Below are 16,730 nucleotides of genomic sequence, written 5' to 3'. Positions count from 1 at the left end.
ATATTTGAAAAGCTTACGTTTGCGGATTTTTCTTTAATAATTTCAATGTAATGCACCACCAAAGTGCAAGATTTGAAGACATTCCGACGGCTCACCCCCATCTTCCGGTAAAGGACCAATCCATCCACAAGGAATACCGCCGGTTAAAAAGGCTTTGTACATTTGTTTAAACAAAGGTGATTGATCCATACCTGCGTAGCAAATTCCTTCAATTATACGAGAAATGTAGTTGTGGATTTCATTAAAAAAAACGTTAATTATTTCCTGAAAATTTTGTTCATCAACCACCACGCCTTCAAGAGTACTAGCTAGGAAACTCCGCACCTCGTTCCGACGAAATGAATCACTCACAATTTCAAAAAAGTTTCGACTGAAGTCATCGAATTTCGATCTAAAAACCCTGCCAAGGCGAAGCCTTTCCTCGTTTACTAAACCATTCTCATACTTGAGTCTGCCAGCTTCATCTTCCACAACTCCAACGAAGTATTGAAAAGGCCAGGGTTCTGGCAAATCCCAGATCTCCTGAGATGTCATCATTTCATGAGCTTTCTTCACATCTGTTAATACCGAGAAATACTCAGGTTTTTCCATTTGTTGGGCGTTTATGCCGATTGCTTTCAGAAAAATATCGTCTTTTAACAGAAGCTCGATTTGCTCTAAATCCCGTTTTTTGATCGCATCATCAACTTCAATGAAATCTAAAACCATCTACCAACCCAACAATTTTTGGAGTATCATCTGCTGGCGATAACAATCATAAATTGTGCAACTAATCAACGCAGTTCAGCAGTAGAAGGCTCGCGCTGAATAAACTGGTGACAACGCAACAAACTGGCTAAGACTTACCTGCCAGCAGTACCCAATCCCGAACAGAAAAGACCACCATGACCGACGACAACCATACCACCCATGACGCCGAAGAAGACGCGCGCAACCGTGACATCAAGATTTATGTGAACGGTGAAATTCTCCACCGGGATGAAGCGAAGGTTTCCGTTTACGATTCAGGCTTTATGCTGGGCGATGGCATGTGGGAAGGGATGCGCCTTTACAACGGCACATGGGCGTTTTTCGATGAACATATGGATCGGTTGTTTGACAGTTGCAAAGCGGTATCGCTCGACATCGGGATGAACAGGGCAGGGGTTCTGGACGCGCTGACCCAAACGGCTGCTGCAAACAACATGACCCACGATGTGCATTGCCGCCTGATGGTGACGCGCGGGGTGAAGGTGAAACCGTTTCAGCACCCCAGCCTGTCACGCACCGGCCCGACCGTCGTGATCATCATGGAACATTCAAAACCCGCAACCAGCCTGCAGGCCAAAGGCATTCGTCTTGCCACCGTTCCGCAGGTGCGTGGCCTGCCAATGTCGCAGGACGCGAAATACAATTCCCATTCTAAGCTCAATTGCGTGATCGCCTGTCTTCAGGCTGAACAGGCTGGCGCGGACGAAGGGTTGATGTTGGACCCGCATGGGTTTGTGAACACCACCAACGCCTGCAATTTTTTCATCGTCCGCAAGGGCGAGGTTTGGACCTCGACCGGGGACTACTGCATGAATGGCGTCACTCGGCAAAAGGTGATCGACCTGTGCCGTGCAAATGACATTCTGGTTTTTGAAAAGAATTATTCCCTGTTTGAGGCTTACGGTGCGGACGAGGCGTTTTTGACCGGCACCTTTGGCGCACAAACGCCTGTCGCTAAAATTGATGGAAAACCGATTGGCACCCATTCGGGCATTGGGCCGGTGACGGCAAAACTTCAGGGGCTCTATCGCGCGCTTGTGGCTGCAAATACAGGCGGTTGAAACAAGCATTTTGCGGTCTGGAAAACTTGCAAGTTTTGCAAATCGGGCTTTTTTGACCGTTAAACTCTTTAAAGTTCGGGCCGAATCCTAACGCATCGTTAAACCTGACGTCCCTGTAAAAGCTTTGGCAGGTCCCCGGTAAGTCCGGCGGCCTCTCGGATAAACGTGCGCCGCAATCCGGGCATTGCGTTCACCGCGCCAAGCCCCAGATCGCGGGCGAATCTCAGGAATGCATTATCGTTTGAAAACAGTCTGTTAATGCTGTCTGTCGCGGCCACCAATGTTGCTGTATCCCAACGCCGCCATTGCTGGTAGCGGTCCAGTACGTCCACCGCGCCGAAATCTTCACCGCGTCTGCGCGCCTCGATCAGCACTTCCGCCAGAGCCCCGACATCCCGCAATCCAAGGTTCAGCCCTTGCCCCGCAATCGGATGCACCCCATGCGCCGCATCCCCGATCAGCGCCAGTCTGGGGGCCACAAAACTATCCGCAAGCGTCAGGTTCAGAGGGTAGGTAAAGCGTTGACCCGCAAGGGAAAATTTACCGAGGAAGCTGCCAAAGCGCGGCTTCAGAACCTCCAGATATTCGTCATCGCTTAGCGCCTGAATGCGTGCTGCGGCTTCGTGTGTTTCGCTCCAGACAATCGACACTTTGTTGCCCGGTAGTGGTAAAATCGCGAGCGGTCCGGGGGGCATAAAAAACTGATGCGCAATACCGTGGTGTGGCAGTTCATGCTCAATCGCGCAAACCAATGCGGTTTGGCCATAGTCTTTGCCGGTGCGTTTGATGCCAGCACGTTCTGCAGTGCCACTTTTTCGCCCGTCAGAACCAACGATAAGGCGGCCTTTCAGTTGCCTGCCGCTGGCGAGGGAAACCGACACTCTGGAGCCATCAACTTCTTGATTTATAACAGTTTCACCCGGCACATGCGTGATCCCTGGGTGGGCTTCCATCGCCTTTAAGAAGGCCGCATAGAGGAACCGGTCTTCCAGCATGAACCCCATTGGGCCTTCTTCGATTTCAGCATGATCGAAATGCAGCATCCAGGGGCTTGGCCCTTCGCCAGCGCGGCCATCGGTGATCTTGATTTCCAGAATTGGTTGTGCATTCGCAGAAACACCTGCCCAGACTCCAATTGCCGAAAGCAACCGCTGCGACGCAATCGCCAGCGCATACCCCCGCCCGTCAAACCCCGCATCTGCCCGCGCACCTGCGGGCTGCGCATCAATTACCGTGACAGAAAACCCCGCATCCGCCAGCGCCAGCGCCAGCGCCGGGCCGTTCAGCCCACCACCAACGATCAAAATATCCGAGTCATAGGTCATGCCCCTCAATATGGTCAGCGATGTGGGATTGTCCATGCGCTTCGGTGCCGCTACCGTCTGCACAAACAGGGAGGCGGCGATATGTCCAATGATTGGCTTAGAATGACGGCAGCGGAACTTGGCCGTGGGATTGGCGCGGGTGAAATTGATCCGGTTGCGCTGACGCAGACATATCTTGATGCGGTTAATGCGCATCCGATGACTGACCGTATCTATGCCCGCCTGACAGAGGAACGCGCGCTTGCCGAAGCGAAAGCAGCATCAGGGCGTGCAAAAATGGGTTTTCGGCTGGGCCCGCTCGACGGCGTTCCTGTTTCCTGGAAAGACCTTTTTGACACAGCGGGCGTTGCGACCGAAGCGGGCTCTGCCCTGCTTAAGGGCCGCGTCCCAGAGATTGATGCCGAGGTGCTGCGAAACGCAACCGCAGCAGGTCTTGTCTGCCTTGGAAAAACGCATATGTCCGAGCTCGCGTTTTCAGGTCTGGGTCTCAACCCAGTCACGGCCTCGTCGCCCTGTGTGAACGATGAGCAGGCCGTTTCCGGTGGCTCGTCTTCAGGGGCGGCAGCCTCTGTCGCATTTGGCTTGGCCCCTTGTGGAATTGGCTCTGATACGGGTGGATCAGTCAGGATACCTGCGGCTTGGAATGATCTGGTGGGTTTAAAGACCACGGCTGGCCGTGTGTCGTCAGATGGTGTTGTTCCGCTTTGTAAAACTTTCGATACTGTTGGGCCACTGTGTCGTTCTGTCGAAGATGCGGCGCTGATGCTGGCCGCACTGGAAGGTGGAAAAGCAGCTGATCTGACTGGTGCGAGCCTTAAGGGTACACGCCTCATGATACTAAAAACCGCAGCAATGGACGATCTGCGTGAAAAAGTCGCCGAAGGGTTTGAAGGCGCGGTCAACAAACTTAGTGCCGCCGGAGCAGAGATTGATCATGCCGAGATTCCAGAAGTGGCAGAGGCACTGGCTTTGTCCGCAGTTCTGTTCACGACGGAAGCCTACGCAGAGTGGCGCGACGTTATCGAAGCGAATCCAACATTGATGTTTGACGAAATACTGGAACGTTTCCGTGCGGGCGGCAGTTTTTCCGGCGTCGAATATTTACAGGCTCGTGAAAAGATGATGGCGCTGCGCGAAGTATATTTCGCAAAAACAGCAGGTTATGATGCTGTCATCCTGCCAACTTCGCCAATAATGCCACCGAATGCTGAAAGATTGCAAAGCGATCATGGTTACTATGTCACTGAAAACCTGCTCGCGTTACGCAACACACGGATTGGCAACCTAATGGGGGTGGCAGGTATCACGCTTCCAACTGGTGTGCCTTCGGTCGGAATAATGTTCCTGACCCCGCCCAATTCTGAAGAACGGCTGTTGCGCGTAGGTGCTGCTGCAGAGGCGGCGCTGGCTTAAATGCCACATAGGATAGACCCAAGCACATAATTTTGCGGCGTTTTTCTGGACCAGCAGCGTTCATCTTTGTATCCTTCTTTCAAACGGGGCGAAATGATCCCGATGTTTGAGGCAAAAATGATAGCTCCAGAGCGGTTTTCGAACCTGCCAGAATACGCATTCCCGCGATTGCGGAACCTGTTGGACGCGCATGCGCCCGGCGGTGACGTTTTGCATATGAGTATCGGAGAGCCGCAGCATGATTTTCCAGAGTGGGTGGGCGATGTCATCGCTGAAAATGCCCATGAATTCAGGAAATACCCACCGAATGATGGCTCGCCGGAATTGCTTAACGCGATCGCAGGTTGGATCAGCCGCCGTTACGGTGTTTCAGTCGCGCTTGATCGCCAGATCATGGCGCTGAATGGCACGCGTGAGGGTTTGTACAATGCCGCGATGGCGTTGTGCCCGGAAACCAAGGGCGGGAAGCAACCGGTATTTCTTATCCCGAACCCGTTTTATCAGGTTTATGCGGTCGCGGCGCTTTCTGTCGGTGCAGAGCCTGTTTTTGTGCCTGCCATTGCGGAAAACGGCTACTTGCCCGACTACGCCGGTTTGCCCGAGGACGTGCTTGAGCGGACGGCAATTGCCTATATCTGCTCGCCGGCGAACCCGCAGGGCGCAGTGGCAAGCCGTTCGTACTGGGCAGAACTTATTTCATTGGCTGAAAAACATGATTTCCAAATTTTTGCTGATGAATGTTACTCCGAGATTTATCGCAAAACTCCGCCAACGGGTGCGTTGCAAGTAGCAAGTGAACTTGGTGCTGACCCTGAAAGGGTTTTGATCTTTCACTCTCTTTCGAAACGTTCAAACCTACCGGGTTTACGATCCGGGTTTGTTGCGGGTGGGCCAGAAAGTATTCGCCTTATCAAACAACTTCGGGCTTATGCCGGTGCTCCGCTTCCACTGCCACTTCAACGCGCAGCAGAAAAGCTTTGGGCGGATGAAGAACATGTTGCTGAGAACCGCGCACTGTATCAGGCTAAGTTCGCGGTTGCTGACAAAATTTTTAAAGGTGTTAAGAATTATTTCGCACCTGAGGCTGGCTTTTTCCTTTGGCTTCAGGTGGATGACGGTGAAGAGGCGGCGCTTAAACTTTGGAAGGAAACCGGGGTCAGGGTGCTTCCTGGTGCGTATTTGAGCCGTACAGTTAACAATTATAATCCGGGTCAGGGCTACATCCGTGTCGCCATGGTGGCCCCAATACAAAAAATGCAGCACGGGCTGACGCAGCTACGTGACTGCCTCTACGGGTAAGGACAGGTAAAGAATGGCAAGCTATCAGATAAGACAAAGAGAGCGCCTTTTGGACAGCGATACACAGGCTGCCCTAGAACGACGCGGCAAGGAACTGTTGGGCGTTGGCCTGATACTGCTTGGTGTGATGGTTGTGCTGATGCTTTTGTCTTATGTGCCTGAAGACCCGAGCTGGCTTTCCGCAACGGATGAGCCTGCGAAAAACTGGCTCGGTCGTTTCGGAGCGTCTATTGCTTCGCCGCTTTACGTCATCGTTGGGTGGGGCAGTTGGGGCATTGCCGCCGTTTCATTGACCTGGGGGCTACGGTTTATTACGCATCACGGGGAAGAATGGGCGCTGAACCGGCTGATTTTTGCGCCGATCGCAATCGCGCTTGCCTCTGTTTATGCGTCGACACATGTGCCGGCCTCTGAATGGACTCATAGTTTTGGTCTGGGTGGGCTGTTTGGTGATACGGTTTTGGGCGCAGTATTGGGTGTAGCCCCTGTCACAGCTACCTTTGGTTTGAAAATTCTGTCCTTCTTCATGGGCATTGCAGCCGTTTCGATGCTTTTATTCGTAATGGGTTTCACCCTGCCCGAACTAAAGCGTTTTGGGCGCTTCCTGCTCGTTGGTCTGGTCATGACATATGCAATGCTTTTGCGGCTTGTGGCCAAAGGTGTTGTTGGCACCGTTCGCGCGGTGCAACATTTCAAAGAAGCGCGTCAGGCCCGCCTTGACGATGCGCGGGTTGCGAACGACGAAGCCGTTGCCAATGCCGCCCTGCATACTGTTGGCGTTTCGGCAAGAGCCCAGGTTTTGCGTGCTGAGCCGCTGGTGACAGCGCCAGCACCTTTAGGTGAACAGTTTGAAGAACCCGCCTACGAACCAAAGTCAAAGCCCGGATTGATTGCAGCGCTTATGAAGCGGCGGTCAACACCCGAACCAGAATTGGTAGAGCCAGAACCGTTAGAGTATACACCTGACGCAGAAGGTGGCGAAGAACGTATCAAGGAAAAAATCGCTGACGTGATCAAGGCACGTTTGCGCCAAAACCCAATTTTGCAAGTTGACCGGTCAGAGCCGCAATTGACACGTGGGCGCGGCCCACAACCTTTGGTGCTTAGCACAGAGCCACCAGTTCAAGCACAAAATCAATTTCAGCACGGCGCGGCTGAAATGGCGGATGAAATGGAAGTGCAAAGCTATGTGTTGGAAGATCCAATAAAAATTCCAACGGCACCGCCGCGTTCCGTCGTGCAGCACGCACCAAAAAAAGCTGTCCAGCCTTCCCGCAAGGCCCGTGCCGAAGCGCAGCCAAATTTGCAGTTTGAAGAAAGTCACGCGGCGTATGAGACACCCCCGCTATCTTTGCTGACAAACCCAGTTATCGTAGAGCGCCATCACCTGTCAGACGAGGCGTTGGAAGAAAACGCCCGGATGCTGGAAAGCGTGCTTGATGACTATGGTGTCAAAGGTGAAATCGTTTCTGTACGTCCCGGTCCGGTTGTTACGATGTATGAACTTGAACCAGCACCAGGCCTTAAAGCCAGCCGCGTGATTGGTCTGGCAGACGATATCGCACGTTCCATGTCGGCGTTGTCTGCGCGAGTTTCGACAGTCCCAGGCCGAAGCGTGATTGGTATCGAACTGCCAAACGTGAACCGTGAGAAAGTGGTTTTACGCGAAATATTATCTGCACGTGATTTTGGTGACAGCAACATGCGTCTGCCGCTGGCGCTGGGCAAGGATATTGGCGGTGATCCAATCGTTGCGAACCTTGCTAAAATGCCGCATTTGCTGATTGCCGGGACCACCGGTTCAGGTAAATCCGTTGCGATTAACACCATGATCCTAAGCTTGCTTTACAAGCTTTCACCCGAAGAATGCCGGATGATCATGATTGATCCGAAAATGCTGGAACTGTCAGTCTATGATGGCATTCCACATTTGTTATCACCTGTTGTGACCGACCCGAAAAAGGCCGTGGTTGCCCTGAAATGGGTCGTGGGTGAAATGGAAGAACGCTATCGCAAAATGTCAAAAATGGGAGTGCGCAACATCGAAGGATTCAATGGCCGGGTGCGTGACGCGCTGGCGCGGAACGAGATGTTTAATCGCACGGTTCAAACCGGATTTGACGACGATACCGGAGAGCCAATTTTCGAGAGCGAAGAATTCGCACCCGAAACCATCCCCTACATTGTGGTGATCGTGGACGAGATGGCCGATCTGATGATGGTGGCTGGCAAGGAAATCGAGGCCTGCATTCAGCGTCTTGCGCAGATGGCGCGGGCCTCGGGCATTCACCTGATCATGGCGACACAGCGTCCGTCCGTTGATGTGATTACCGGTACAATCAAAGCGAACTTCCCAACAAGAATTTCGTTTCAGGTGACGAGCAAAATCGATAGTCGCACCATTTTGGGCGAGCAGGGTGCCGAACAACTGCTTGGCATGGGTGACATGCTTTACATGGCGGGTGGTGCAAAGATCACGCGTATTCACGGTCCATTCTGTTCGGACGAAGAGGTTGAGGAAATTGTGAACTACCTCAAAACCTTTGGCCCGCCAGAATATATGAATGGTGTTGTCGATGGCCCTGACGAGGGCACCGAAAGCAGCATCGATCTTGTGCTGGGTCTTAGCGGAAATGGTGACGCAGAAGATGCGCTTTATGACACCGCTGTTGCAATTGTGATCAAGGATCGCAAGTGTTCGACGAGTTACATCCAGCGCAAACTGGCCATTGGTTATAATAAGGCTGCGCGCCTTGTCGAACAAATGGAAGACCAAGGGCTCGTGTCAGCAGCAAACCACGTGGGAAAACGTGAAATTCTGGTGCCCGAGCAGCAATAAGCATAAGCAAGAACAGGCTCATAGTGAATTTATGGGCCTGTTGGGGGTGCAGAGGAAGCTAGGAAGACCTAAGTAAAAGCTATGAAGTGGTTAACAATGTTTTTGGCGCCCGCTGTTTCGCTGGCGCTCGCAGTTCCGGCAGCGGCTGATATTATCCCTCTGTCGCAATTGTCGCGTTATATGAATGATCTTCGGACCGCCAAGGGTGAATTTACCCAGATCAATGGCGATGGGTCTATTTCCACCGGGCAAGTCTACATCAAACGCCCTGGCAGAGCGCGGTTTGAATATAATGCCCCTGACTCAGCGGTTATGCTGGCGGGCGGCGGACGCGTTGCAATTTTTGACGACAAGTCGAATGTGGAGCCTGATACCTATCCGCTTGGACGAACCCCTCTGAAACTTATCCTCGGGCGCAACATCGACCTTGAAAGTGAAAACATGGTCGTTGGTCATAGCAGCGACGGTCCGACGACCTCTGTAACGGCACAGGACCCTGCACATCCGGAATACGGCTCTATCCAACTGGTCTTTACCGATAACCCGGTTGAGCTGCGTCAATGGGTTATTACCGATGACGTAGGCGGGCAGACAACGGTGATCTTAGGGGAACTGGAAAAAGGTGTTCAAATCTCCTCGATCCTGTTCAGTATTCCCTTTGAAACTGAACAAAGGCAGCGCAACTAGCGCTGCCTTGAAAAAACTAGCGCCCACAACTCAGCAACTGCCTGTTATAGGTTTCTGCGCGTTGCGAAACTTCGCCTGCCACCCGCAACAACCACGCTTTATTGCGATACGAGCCACGCGTGTAACCTGTGCGGCCTTCATGATAGGCTAAGTACTGGTTGCGTGCGTCAGATCGGGAAATACCCAAATCTTCTGTTGATTGAGACATGTACCAACCCATGAAATCAGTCGCATCATCAATATCATCGCGTTGCGCACGACGATGCCCGGTATTCTGGCGATACTCATCCCAGGTGGCATCCAGAGCCTGGCTGTACCCATAGGCTGAAGACTGGCGCCCCATTGGAATAACGCCAAGCGCATAGCGGTGCGGTGTGCGCGCGTTACTGACAAATTTGCTTTCCTGATAGATGGTTGCCATCTGAACATGCACAGGCACGCCCCACCGTCTTTCTGTACTGCGCATCGCTCTCAGGTAGTTGGGGCGTTGACTGACAATACTGCAGGCATCATCAAGATTTCTGGGCGCAGTGTTGTTACTGCTGCCACAGGCGGCTACCAAAACCATCAAAGCTGTCGCGCGAAGAAGTCTGCTCATGTGCCTCTCGCTTTTTATTTTTTCTTATCATAGCCGAAACATGACGCGGGCGAAAAGCAAAAGTTGGTGACGCGTTCTCACAAAGTAATTTTGCTGTACCAGGAGGTCAGCGTTTCATTGTGCGCCACAGACTGTTTCCATAAAAATCAGTGCCTTCGCATGGACAAATCACCGCATAAAGGATTAGTAAAAGGGGCAGAGGCTAATAATAATATGTTTAAAACACGTGCTAAATATCACTTGGGGCAAGTTGTCCGGCACCGGAAACATCCGTTTCGCGGTGTCGTGTTTGACGTGGATGCGATGTTCTCAAATACTGAAGAATGGTATGACTCCATCCCTGAAGACAGCAGACCAAAAAAGGAACAGCCTTTTTACCATCTTCTGGCCGAGAATGACCAAAGCTATTACGTAGCTTACGTTTCAGAACAGAACCTTGTTGCAGACTATACGGGGCAACCTGTTAGCCACCCTGACCTTCACGACCTTTTCGGCGATTTCGAAGATGGGTGTTACCCGCTGCAGTTCCAGCTGAATTAATACCCGAGCGCACAGCCGTCTTTTCGTGGGTCTGATGCGCCCTGTAACGTACCTGTTTCCCGATCAATCAGAATTGCCTGTGCGCCACCAATCGGCCCTGGTGGGATGCTTACACTGTGCCCCAAATCGGTCAATTCCTGCCTTACCTTGTCTGAATATCCGCGTTCGACCTTCATGTTGCCGTCTTCGGAAAAGCAGCGAGGTGTATCAATCGCAGTCTGCGCATCCATGCCAAAATCAACCAGGTTCGACAGAAACCTTGCGTGGCCACAGGATTGATACTGCCCGCCCATAACCCCGAACGGCATTGTCACGCGCCCGTCTTTTCTGAGCATTCCGGGAATAATCGTGTGCATTGGGCGTTTGCCTCCCCCTGCCTCGTTCGGATGCCCCGTTTCCAATGTGAAACCGGACCCGCGGTTCTGAAACAAAATCCCAAACTTGTCGGAACTCAGGCCCGAACCAAAACTCGCGAATATTGAATAGATCAGAGAAACTACCATCTGATCCTTATCGACGACGGTTAAGTAGATTGTATCTTTGTGGACCTGCTCGGAAAGTCGCGTAGCGCTTTCTATTGCACGTTTCGGGTCGACAAGTGCTGCCAGATTGGCCGCAGTTTCAGGTGCAATCATGTATTCCGTTCGCATCATATGATCTGCATCTGCAATAAACCGATTGCGTGTGTCGTAGGCCAGCTTGGATATCTCGGCCTCAATGTGTGCACGTTTGCCTCCCAGAGGGTCCATGTCGGCGATATCGAAATGAGCAAGCATATTTGCCATCAGGATTGCCGTTGCACCCTGTCCATTCGGCGGATGCTCAACCAGTTCAGTGCCTTTGTAGAGACCACTCACAGGGTCAGTATAGTCGCAGGCAGTCGCTGCAAAATCGTCAAGTGTGTGTTTGCCACCTTCTGCTTTAAGCGCTTTCACCATGTCTTCGGCAATGGCACCCTGATAAAATCCAGCGCGGCCTTCAGCCGCGATGTGACGCAGCGCTTCTGCTTGTTTTGGTACGCGAAAAACCTGGCCGGGTATCGGGGCTTTGCCATTTAAAAGAAAATCCTTGCGTGCGGTTCCGGTCAAGTTGCCCACAGCTTCCGCCCAATCAAAAGCGACCCGTGGCGCAACCGGGATACCCGCATCTGCGTAGTAGATGGCCGGTGCAAGCGCCGCTTTTAAACCAAGTTTACCCCAGTCTTTTGATAGTCTGCAGAATGCGTCTACAGCCCCAGGAACCGTTACAGAATTTGCCCCACCCACGGGAACGACTTTGTTGCCCTGTTCCCGCAATTCTGCAGAAGATAGGCCTGCTGGTGCCCGACCCGATCCATTAAGGGCGATAATGTCTTCGCTTCCTGGGGGTTTCAGCAAAACGAAGCAATCTCCACCGATGCCCGTCATCTGCGGTTCGCAAATGCCCAACAGCACGGCTGCCGCAATAGCAGCATCAACGGCATTTCCGCCGGATTCCAACATTTGAACAGCAACTTTCGCCGCCAAAGGGTGCGAGGTCGCACACATGCCGTTTGTGGCATAAACGAGGGATCGTCCTGGTTGCTGAAAATCACGCATCATCTACCTCCGGTGTGTAAACGGAGATTAAGGAGGATGTTAAAGGAAGCCAAGCCCAGAGATGGTATTATGATCCTCGACGTCGCACGCTGGGTGGGGGCTGTGAAGCACGACGCCGAGGGAAGCTATATGCAGCTACCCGAGCATCTTGGTGTTGCATTCAGGCGTTGATACGGATTCATTGAGGCTAGATTGTGGCTTTTGCGAGCGGGAAATCTAGTCTTGCTTCTGCATCTAGAGTTTTGGGGAAATATAAATAACTAATTTAAAACAATATGTTAAGATCTAAAGAAGGCTCGAGGATTTGCTTTTCTAGTGATCCCGCAGATAAGCAAGTCAGACAGCGTTATTGCAGGTAGGTTACGTTTTCTCCAACCCAATATGGAAAGACAAAATATTTTTTCCTCCCGCCCGATTGTATTGAAGGTTGTCCGACAATTCCCCGATCAGGAACCATCCAAACCCACCTTCAGGTAACTCACAGATATCATTGGATAAAACTTGAAGATGCCCAACTGGTAGCGTGCTGTTCGGTAGTGGAAGACCATCATCCGAAACAACGCACTTCACCTGTTGATTCTCGAGCGTGATTCGCAGATCGATCTTACCTTCGTGCGTTATGGGATAAGCATGTTCCACGATGTTGTTCAGGACTTCTGCCAAAGCTAGTTCAACTTTCCGACGGGCTTCGGGTGTTGTTCCAAGACCGCCTAATTTTCGAAGCACCTTTTCAAGCGCGCGCCGCACTGAAAGTGGATCACTTAAGAACGTTATCCGTAGCTCGTTCTTTTGCATTTCAGGAGGTAAAGTTTCGCCGTTTTTCATACCCTAAGAAACCCATATGTCTTTTCACAGGACATGATTCTGGTTCAATGCAACTTCAGTATTTGGATGGATCTTAAAGATTGTATCCATCCGGGTCAGGTGAAACACTTTTTGCACGGTTGGGGTCAGGTCAGCCAACTCCATCGACGTACCTTGTTTGATTTTTTTCAGCACCGCCACAATCGCGCCGAGTCCGCTGCTGTCCAGAAAACTGACAAGTGACATATCCAAGACCACCCGGTCTGGCGCGGTTTGTGTCAGTTCCCGCATTCTGTCTTTGAACTGAATTGCGCTGGCTGCATCCAGTCTGTTTTCACGAAAGGTGATCAATAAGACACCGTTTTTTTCTTCAGCGACTAGATTCATCGAGTTCCCCATCAAGAAGTGCCGATGCAGACTAGACGCCAATCCTTACCATTCGGTATGTAAGCGAGTAGAAATGAACTGAGAATAAGAAGGGTTTTATCGTGAAAGACGTCGTTATCGCAGGTGCTGCGCGCACGCCTATGGGTGGTTTTCAAGGTGTCTTTGATAGTGTGGAAGCCTCTGTTTTGGGAGGCGCCGCGATCAGCGCTGCACTCGTAAATGCGAAGGCTTCACCACAATCGGTAGAAGAACTTTTGATGGGGTGCGTTTTACCTGCTGGGCAGGGTCAGGCGCCTGCACGTCAGGCCGGGTTCGCAGGGGGGCTGGACAAGACGGTGCCAGCCACAACCCTAAATAAAATGTGCGGCTCCGGGATGAAAGCGGTGATGATGGCGGCTGATCAGATCGCGACCGGTCAGACAGGCATCATGGTTGCAGGTGGGATGGAGAGTATGACCAACGCACCTTACCTATTGCCGAAAATGCGAGGTGGTGCCCGGATAGGTCACCAAAGCGTGCAGGATTCAATGTTTCTGGATGGTCTGGAAGACGCGTATGACAAGGGTCGCCTTATGGGAACTTTTGCAGAGGACTGCGCTGAAAAATACCAGTTCACGCGCGAAGCACAGGATGAATATGCGCTCAGGTCACTTTCAAATTCTTTAAATGCGCAATCCTCTGGCGCATTTGAAGGAGAGATTGCAGCGGTAACCGTGAAAACCCGTAAAGGCGACATCGTTATTGATGAGGACGAACAACCCGCAAAGGCGCGACCCGAAAAAATCCCACAGCTAAAACCAGCCTTTCGGAACGAGGGAACAGTGACGGCAGCGAATTCCTCGTCCATCTCTGACGGTGCTGCAGCGCTTGTCATCGCAAGCTCAGACGCAGCGAAAGAGGCTGGCTTGAATATTCGTGCGCGGATTGTCGGCAAAACGAGCCACGCGCAAGAACCCGAATGGTTCACGACAGCCCCGGTTGCAGCGACCAAGAAGCTTCTCGATCAGATCGGCTGGTCTGTAGATGAAGTGGAACTTTGGGAAGTTAACGAAGCTTTTGCAGTTGTACCGATGGCATTCATGCGTGAAATGGGCATCCTGCGTGAGAAAATGAATGTAAACGGTGGTGCCTGTGCATTGGGCCACCCGATTGGCGCGTCTGGTGCGCGCATTATCGTGACCCTCCTCAATGCGATGGAAAAACGCGATCTTAAACGCGGTGTTGCGGCGATTTGTATTGGCGGTGGCGAAGGGACTGCCATCGCGATTGAGCGTCCATGAGAGCGGATTACACAACACTTGCAAAAACAATAGCTAGCTTGACGGAGGGCGAGACGGATGTTGTCTCGCTCATGGCAACGGTCGCCTGCGAGATTCATCATTCTGACGCCAGGTTCAACTGGACGGGTTTTTACAGGAATGTAGGTGATGAGATCCTGAAAATTGGGCCCTATCAGGGCGGGCACGGGTGTCTCGTTATTCCGTTCACGCGCGGGGTGTGTGGGGCTGCAGCGCGCACAGGTCAGGTGCAACTCGTGGCGGATGTTGATGCTTTCCCGGGTCATATTGCCTGTGCGTCTTCAACGCGTTCAGAAATCGTGCTTCCTGTCTGGGGAGCCTCGGGAAATTTGTTGGGGGTGTTTGACATTGACAGCGATCAGCCCAACACTTTCACGACTTACGACGCCGAGCAAATAGGGCAAATATTGAACTCTGTGTTCAGGGTTTAGCGCAGGAGCCTCCGGCGGGGATATTTCTGGAAACTGGTGAGATGCATTTTTCGCTTGCGTCGACTCAGTACTTTATTGCATCGTGAAAAAAACAGTGAAAATTTCACCAAAGGTTTCATGACCCGTGCTGCACTCTGATTCATTTCAAGCCAAAAGTCTTGGTGCGGATCTGCGTACCTTACGAAAAGCACGCGGCATGACGTTGACCGAGTTGGCCGAGGTCTTGAGGCGGTCTGTTGGGTGGCTGTCGCAGGTGGAGCGGGATTTGTCTGAGCCGTCCGTGACGGATCTGCGGGAAATTGCGTCTGTCTTGGGTGTGCCAATTTCGATGTTGTTCGGACATGTAAATGTTCCTGTGGATGAGCAGGGGTTCATTGTACGCAAAGGAGCCCGACGCGAAATTGGCATCAACAAAGCCGGGCTTAGTGAGGAGTTGCTTTCACCCGATTTGACTGATGATTTTGAAGTTGTCCATTCAACGTTCGAGCCACATTCAGAGGTCAAAGATATTATCACACGCCCAACGCAGGAAGTGGCTTATCTGATTTCCGGCAAGCTTGATTTGTGGATCGGCGGTCGGTTTTTCACCGTTTACGCTGGCGACAGTTTCCGAATTCGGGGTGAGCCTCATCGCTGGATCAACCCTTATGATGAGCCTGCAGTTGCGATCTGGGTGATCGCTCCACCGGTCTACTAGGGGCGATGATGAGCTTTCAGGCGTGGACCATATTTGCACTGTTTTGGGTCGTCTTTGTTGTGACGCCCGGGCCGAATGCGGTGAATTGCATTTCCAACGGTATGGCGCTGGGGTTTAGGCGAGCTTTGCCGGGAGTTGCTGCTATCTTATGCCAGGCTGTGCTGTTTTTGGTGCTGTCAGCGTTGGGTATCACGGCATTGATCGCGGCATCCCCAACGGCCTTTTTCTGGGTAAAGATGTTGGGGGCCGGGTTTCTGATCTATCTTGGCATTCGCAGCTGGATGAATGCCGGTCAACCTGTGACGGCAGATGGACGCCCCGCGCGTTCTGTGTTTTGGAAGGCGTTTTTGATCGCCACGATCAACGCGAAAAGTGTGGCGGGGTATCTGGCTGCATTTTCGCAGTTTGTGCAACCGGATGTGCCCATCTGGGATCAGATGATGTGGATCATGCCGACAGCGCTCACGATCACTGCGCTCAGCTATTGTAGCTACACTGCGCTTGGCTCTGGATTGGGCCGGCTCGCGATAGGGGCTGTTCTGAACGTCTGGTTTCGCCGCACAATGGCTGCCTGTTTTATCGTTTATGGCATTTTTCTGGGCACTGCGACTGCCCCGCAATTGGGGAGGGGATAATGCATAAGGGTTCCTGTGAATGCGGTGCTGTGACCTATGAGGCGACAGGGGAAATGCGACCTGTAGTAGCCTGCCACTGTACCCAATGCCGCAAGACAAGTGGCCATTTCTGGGCGGCGACTTCAGTTCCGTCAGAGGTGTTGAATATTACAAAATCTGATGGTCTGAAATGGTATCGCTCCTCTGGTTTTGCGCGTCGCGCATTCTGTACCGAATGTGGTGCGAGCCTGTTTTACGAAATGGATGGTGAAGGTCGAATTTCTATTGGTGCGGGAACACTCGACAGTCCGACAAGCCTGCACACCGAAAAGCACATCTTTGTCCAAGACAAAGGCAATTACTACGACATTCCCGATCGCGAAACGCAGATCGACAGATATTAAGGAGAC

General features: G+C 52.1%; 18 protein-coding genes. 12 read left to right on the top strand and 6 right to left on the bottom strand.

Features of this window, described 5'->3' with window-relative positions; all coding sequences use genetic code 11:
* Positions 1–42: 42 nt before the first annotated feature.
* Positions 43–708 carry a hypothetical protein gene (locus J4E70_RS13695; protein WP_213890202.1) on the bottom strand — a complete coding sequence of 222 codons (666 nt, stop codon included), beginning with the start codon at positions 706–708 and terminating at the stop codon, positions 43–45.
* A 176-nt stretch (positions 709–884) separates the two neighbouring features.
* Between J4E70_RS13695 and J4E70_RS13690 the strand changes: the two genes are divergently transcribed.
* On the top strand, positions 885–1,811 hold the full coding sequence (locus J4E70_RS13690) for an aminotransferase class IV (protein ID WP_213890201.1): 927 nt from the start codon (positions 885–887) through the stop codon (positions 1,809–1,811).
* Positions 1,812–1,909: 98 nt separating this feature from the next.
* On the opposite strand, the gene J4E70_RS13685 is transcribed toward J4E70_RS13690, so the two are convergent.
* Positions 1,910–3,172: a UbiH/UbiF/VisC/COQ6 family ubiquinone biosynthesis hydroxylase gene (locus tag J4E70_RS13685; protein WP_213890200.1), complete on the bottom strand. Its 1,263-nt coding sequence runs from the start codon at positions 3,170–3,172 to the stop codon at positions 1,910–1,912.
* Between the two features lie 45 nt (positions 3,173–3,217).
* Between J4E70_RS13685 and J4E70_RS13680 the strand changes: the two genes are divergently transcribed.
* The 4 genes from J4E70_RS13680 to J4E70_RS13665 all read left to right on the top strand — a co-directional run bounded on the left by J4E70_RS13680 (position 3,218) and on the right by J4E70_RS13665 (position 9,374).
* Complete coding sequence (locus J4E70_RS13680) at positions 3,218–4,549, top strand: amidase (RefSeq protein WP_213890199.1); 1,332 nt, start codon at positions 3,218–3,220, stop codon at positions 4,547–4,549.
* Between the two features lie 93 nt (positions 4,550–4,642).
* Complete coding sequence (locus J4E70_RS13675; protein WP_425516551.1) at positions 4,643–5,848, top strand: aminotransferase class I/II-fold pyridoxal phosphate-dependent enzyme; 1,206 nt, start codon at positions 4,643–4,645, stop codon at positions 5,846–5,848.
* Between the two features lie 13 nt (positions 5,849–5,861).
* Positions 5,862–8,687, top strand: coding sequence for a DNA translocase FtsK (locus J4E70_RS13670; protein ID WP_213890198.1), 2,826 nt, complete (start codon positions 5,862–5,864; stop codon positions 8,685–8,687).
* Positions 8,688–8,768: 81 nt separating this feature from the next.
* The gene (locus J4E70_RS13665) at positions 8,769–9,374 is read left to right on the top strand and encodes a LolA family protein (RefSeq protein ID WP_213890197.1); all 606 of its coding nucleotides are present in this window, start codon (positions 8,769–8,771) and stop codon (positions 9,372–9,374) included.
* 16 nt (positions 9,375–9,390) lie between these two features.
* Here the strand turns inward: J4E70_RS13665 and J4E70_RS13660 are convergent, their stop codons facing one another.
* On the bottom strand, positions 9,391–9,972 hold the full coding sequence (locus tag J4E70_RS13660) for a transglycosylase SLT domain-containing protein (protein WP_213890196.1): 582 nt from the start codon (positions 9,970–9,972) through the stop codon (positions 9,391–9,393).
* Between the two features lie 213 nt (positions 9,973–10,185).
* On the opposite strand from J4E70_RS13660, the gene hspQ reads away from it, so the two are divergent.
* Positions 10,186–10,512, top strand: coding sequence for a heat shock protein HspQ (hspQ, locus tag J4E70_RS13655; RefSeq protein ID WP_213890304.1), 327 nt, complete (start codon positions 10,186–10,188; stop codon positions 10,510–10,512).
* On the opposite strand, the gene J4E70_RS13650 is transcribed toward hspQ, so the two are convergent.
* Positions 10,509–12,089, bottom strand: coding sequence for a gamma-glutamyltransferase family protein (locus J4E70_RS13650; RefSeq protein WP_213890195.1), 1,581 nt, complete (start codon positions 12,087–12,089; stop codon positions 10,509–10,511). The genes hspQ and J4E70_RS13650 overlap by 4 nt on opposite strands.
* Positions 12,090–12,125: 36 nt before the next feature.
* Between J4E70_RS13650 and J4E70_RS19555 the strand changes: the two genes are divergently transcribed.
* On the top strand, positions 12,126–12,260 hold the full coding sequence (locus J4E70_RS19555) for a hypothetical protein (protein ID WP_281414307.1): 135 nt from the start codon (positions 12,126–12,128) through the stop codon (positions 12,258–12,260).
* A 189-nt stretch (positions 12,261–12,449) separates the two neighbouring features.
* Here J4E70_RS19555 and J4E70_RS13645 read toward each other — a convergent pair whose 3' ends face one another.
* Both J4E70_RS13645 and J4E70_RS13640 read right to left on the bottom strand, forming a co-directional pair.
* Positions 12,450–12,914, bottom strand: coding sequence for an ATP-binding protein (locus J4E70_RS13645; RefSeq protein ID WP_213890194.1), 465 nt, complete (start codon positions 12,912–12,914; stop codon positions 12,450–12,452).
* 24 nt (positions 12,915–12,938) lie between these two features.
* Positions 12,939–13,280: an STAS domain-containing protein gene (locus J4E70_RS13640; RefSeq protein WP_213890193.1), complete on the bottom strand. Its 342-nt coding sequence runs from the start codon at positions 13,278–13,280 to the stop codon at positions 12,939–12,941.
* Between the two features lie 101 nt (positions 13,281–13,381).
* Here J4E70_RS13640 and J4E70_RS13635 point away from each other — a divergent pair, with 101 nt between their 5' ends.
* The 5 genes from J4E70_RS13635 (at position 13,382) to J4E70_RS13615 (ending at position 16,724) form a co-directional block, all read left to right on the top strand.
* Positions 13,382–14,560, top strand: coding sequence for a thiolase family protein (locus J4E70_RS13635; protein WP_213890192.1), 1,179 nt, complete (start codon positions 13,382–13,384; stop codon positions 14,558–14,560).
* Positions 14,557–15,009 carry a GAF domain-containing protein gene (locus tag J4E70_RS13630; RefSeq protein ID WP_213890191.1) on the top strand — a complete coding sequence of 151 codons (453 nt, stop codon included), beginning with the start codon at positions 14,557–14,559 and terminating at the stop codon, positions 15,007–15,009. Before J4E70_RS13635 ends, J4E70_RS13630 begins: the two co-directional genes overlap by 4 nt.
* 124 nt (positions 15,010–15,133) lie before the next feature.
* Positions 15,134–15,706: a helix-turn-helix domain-containing protein gene (locus J4E70_RS13625; protein WP_377608563.1), complete on the top strand. Its 573-nt coding sequence runs from the start codon at positions 15,134–15,136 to the stop codon at positions 15,704–15,706.
* An 8-nt stretch (positions 15,707–15,714) separates the two neighbouring features.
* Positions 15,715–16,341 (top strand): LysE family translocator, encoded by a 627-nt coding sequence (locus J4E70_RS13620; RefSeq protein WP_213890190.1) that lies wholly within the window; start codon positions 15,715–15,717, stop codon positions 16,339–16,341.
* Entirely contained in the window at positions 16,341–16,724 is a 384-nt protein-coding gene (locus tag J4E70_RS13615) for a GFA family protein (RefSeq protein WP_213890189.1), read from the top strand. Before J4E70_RS13620 ends, J4E70_RS13615 begins: the two co-directional genes overlap by 1 nt.
* Positions 16,725–16,730: the final 6 nt, after the last annotated feature.

The sequence above is a fragment of the Pseudohalocynthiibacter aestuariivivens genome, assembly GCF_018457175.1.
GTDB classification, from domain to species: Bacteria; Pseudomonadota; Alphaproteobacteria; order Rhodobacterales; family Rhodobacteraceae; genus Pseudohalocynthiibacter; species Pseudohalocynthiibacter aestuariivivens.
Note: the sequence above shows the minus strand (reverse complement) of the source record. Positions and strands in the feature narration are given on the sequence as shown.

Coding starts and splice junctions, on each gene's coding strand:
- J4E70_RS13695 (WP_213890202.1), bottom strand. CDS start 708: ATGGTTTTAGATTTCATTGAAGTTGATGATGCGATCAAAAAACGGGAT.
- J4E70_RS13690 (WP_213890201.1), top strand. CDS start 885: ATGACCGACGACAACCATACCACCCATGACGCCGAAGAAGACGCGCGC.
- J4E70_RS13685 (WP_213890200.1), bottom strand. CDS start 3,172: ATGGACAATCCCACATCGCTGACCATATTGAGGGGCATGACCTATGAC.
- J4E70_RS13680 (WP_213890199.1), top strand. CDS start 3,218: ATGTCCAATGATTGGCTTAGAATGACGGCAGCGGAACTTGGCCGTGGG.
- J4E70_RS13675 (WP_425516551.1), top strand. CDS start 4,643: ATGATCCCGATGTTTGAGGCAAAAATGATAGCTCCAGAGCGGTTTTCG.
- J4E70_RS13670 (WP_213890198.1), top strand. CDS start 5,862: ATGGCAAGCTATCAGATAAGACAAAGAGAGCGCCTTTTGGACAGCGAT.
- J4E70_RS13665 (WP_213890197.1), top strand. CDS start 8,769: ATGAAGTGGTTAACAATGTTTTTGGCGCCCGCTGTTTCGCTGGCGCTC.
- J4E70_RS13660 (WP_213890196.1), bottom strand. CDS start 9,972: ATGAGCAGACTTCTTCGCGCGACAGCTTTGATGGTTTTGGTAGCCGCC.
- hspQ (WP_213890304.1), top strand. CDS start 10,186: ATGTTTAAAACACGTGCTAAATATCACTTGGGGCAAGTTGTCCGGCAC.
- J4E70_RS13650 (WP_213890195.1), bottom strand. CDS start 12,089: ATGCGTGATTTTCAGCAACCAGGACGATCCCTCGTTTATGCCACAAAC.
- J4E70_RS19555 (WP_281414307.1), top strand. CDS start 12,126: ATGTTAAAGGAAGCCAAGCCCAGAGATGGTATTATGATCCTCGACGTC.
- J4E70_RS13645 (WP_213890194.1), bottom strand. CDS start 12,914: ATGAAAAACGGCGAAACTTTACCTCCTGAAATGCAAAAGAACGAGCTA.
- J4E70_RS13640 (WP_213890193.1), bottom strand. CDS start 13,280: ATGAATCTAGTCGCTGAAGAAAAAAACGGTGTCTTATTGATCACCTTT.
- J4E70_RS13630 (WP_213890191.1), top strand. CDS start 14,557: ATGAGAGCGGATTACACAACACTTGCAAAAACAATAGCTAGCTTGACG.
- J4E70_RS13620 (WP_213890190.1), top strand. CDS start 15,715: ATGAGCTTTCAGGCGTGGACCATATTTGCACTGTTTTGGGTCGTCTTT.
- J4E70_RS13615 (WP_213890189.1), top strand. CDS start 16,341: ATGCATAAGGGTTCCTGTGAATGCGGTGCTGTGACCTATGAGGCGACA.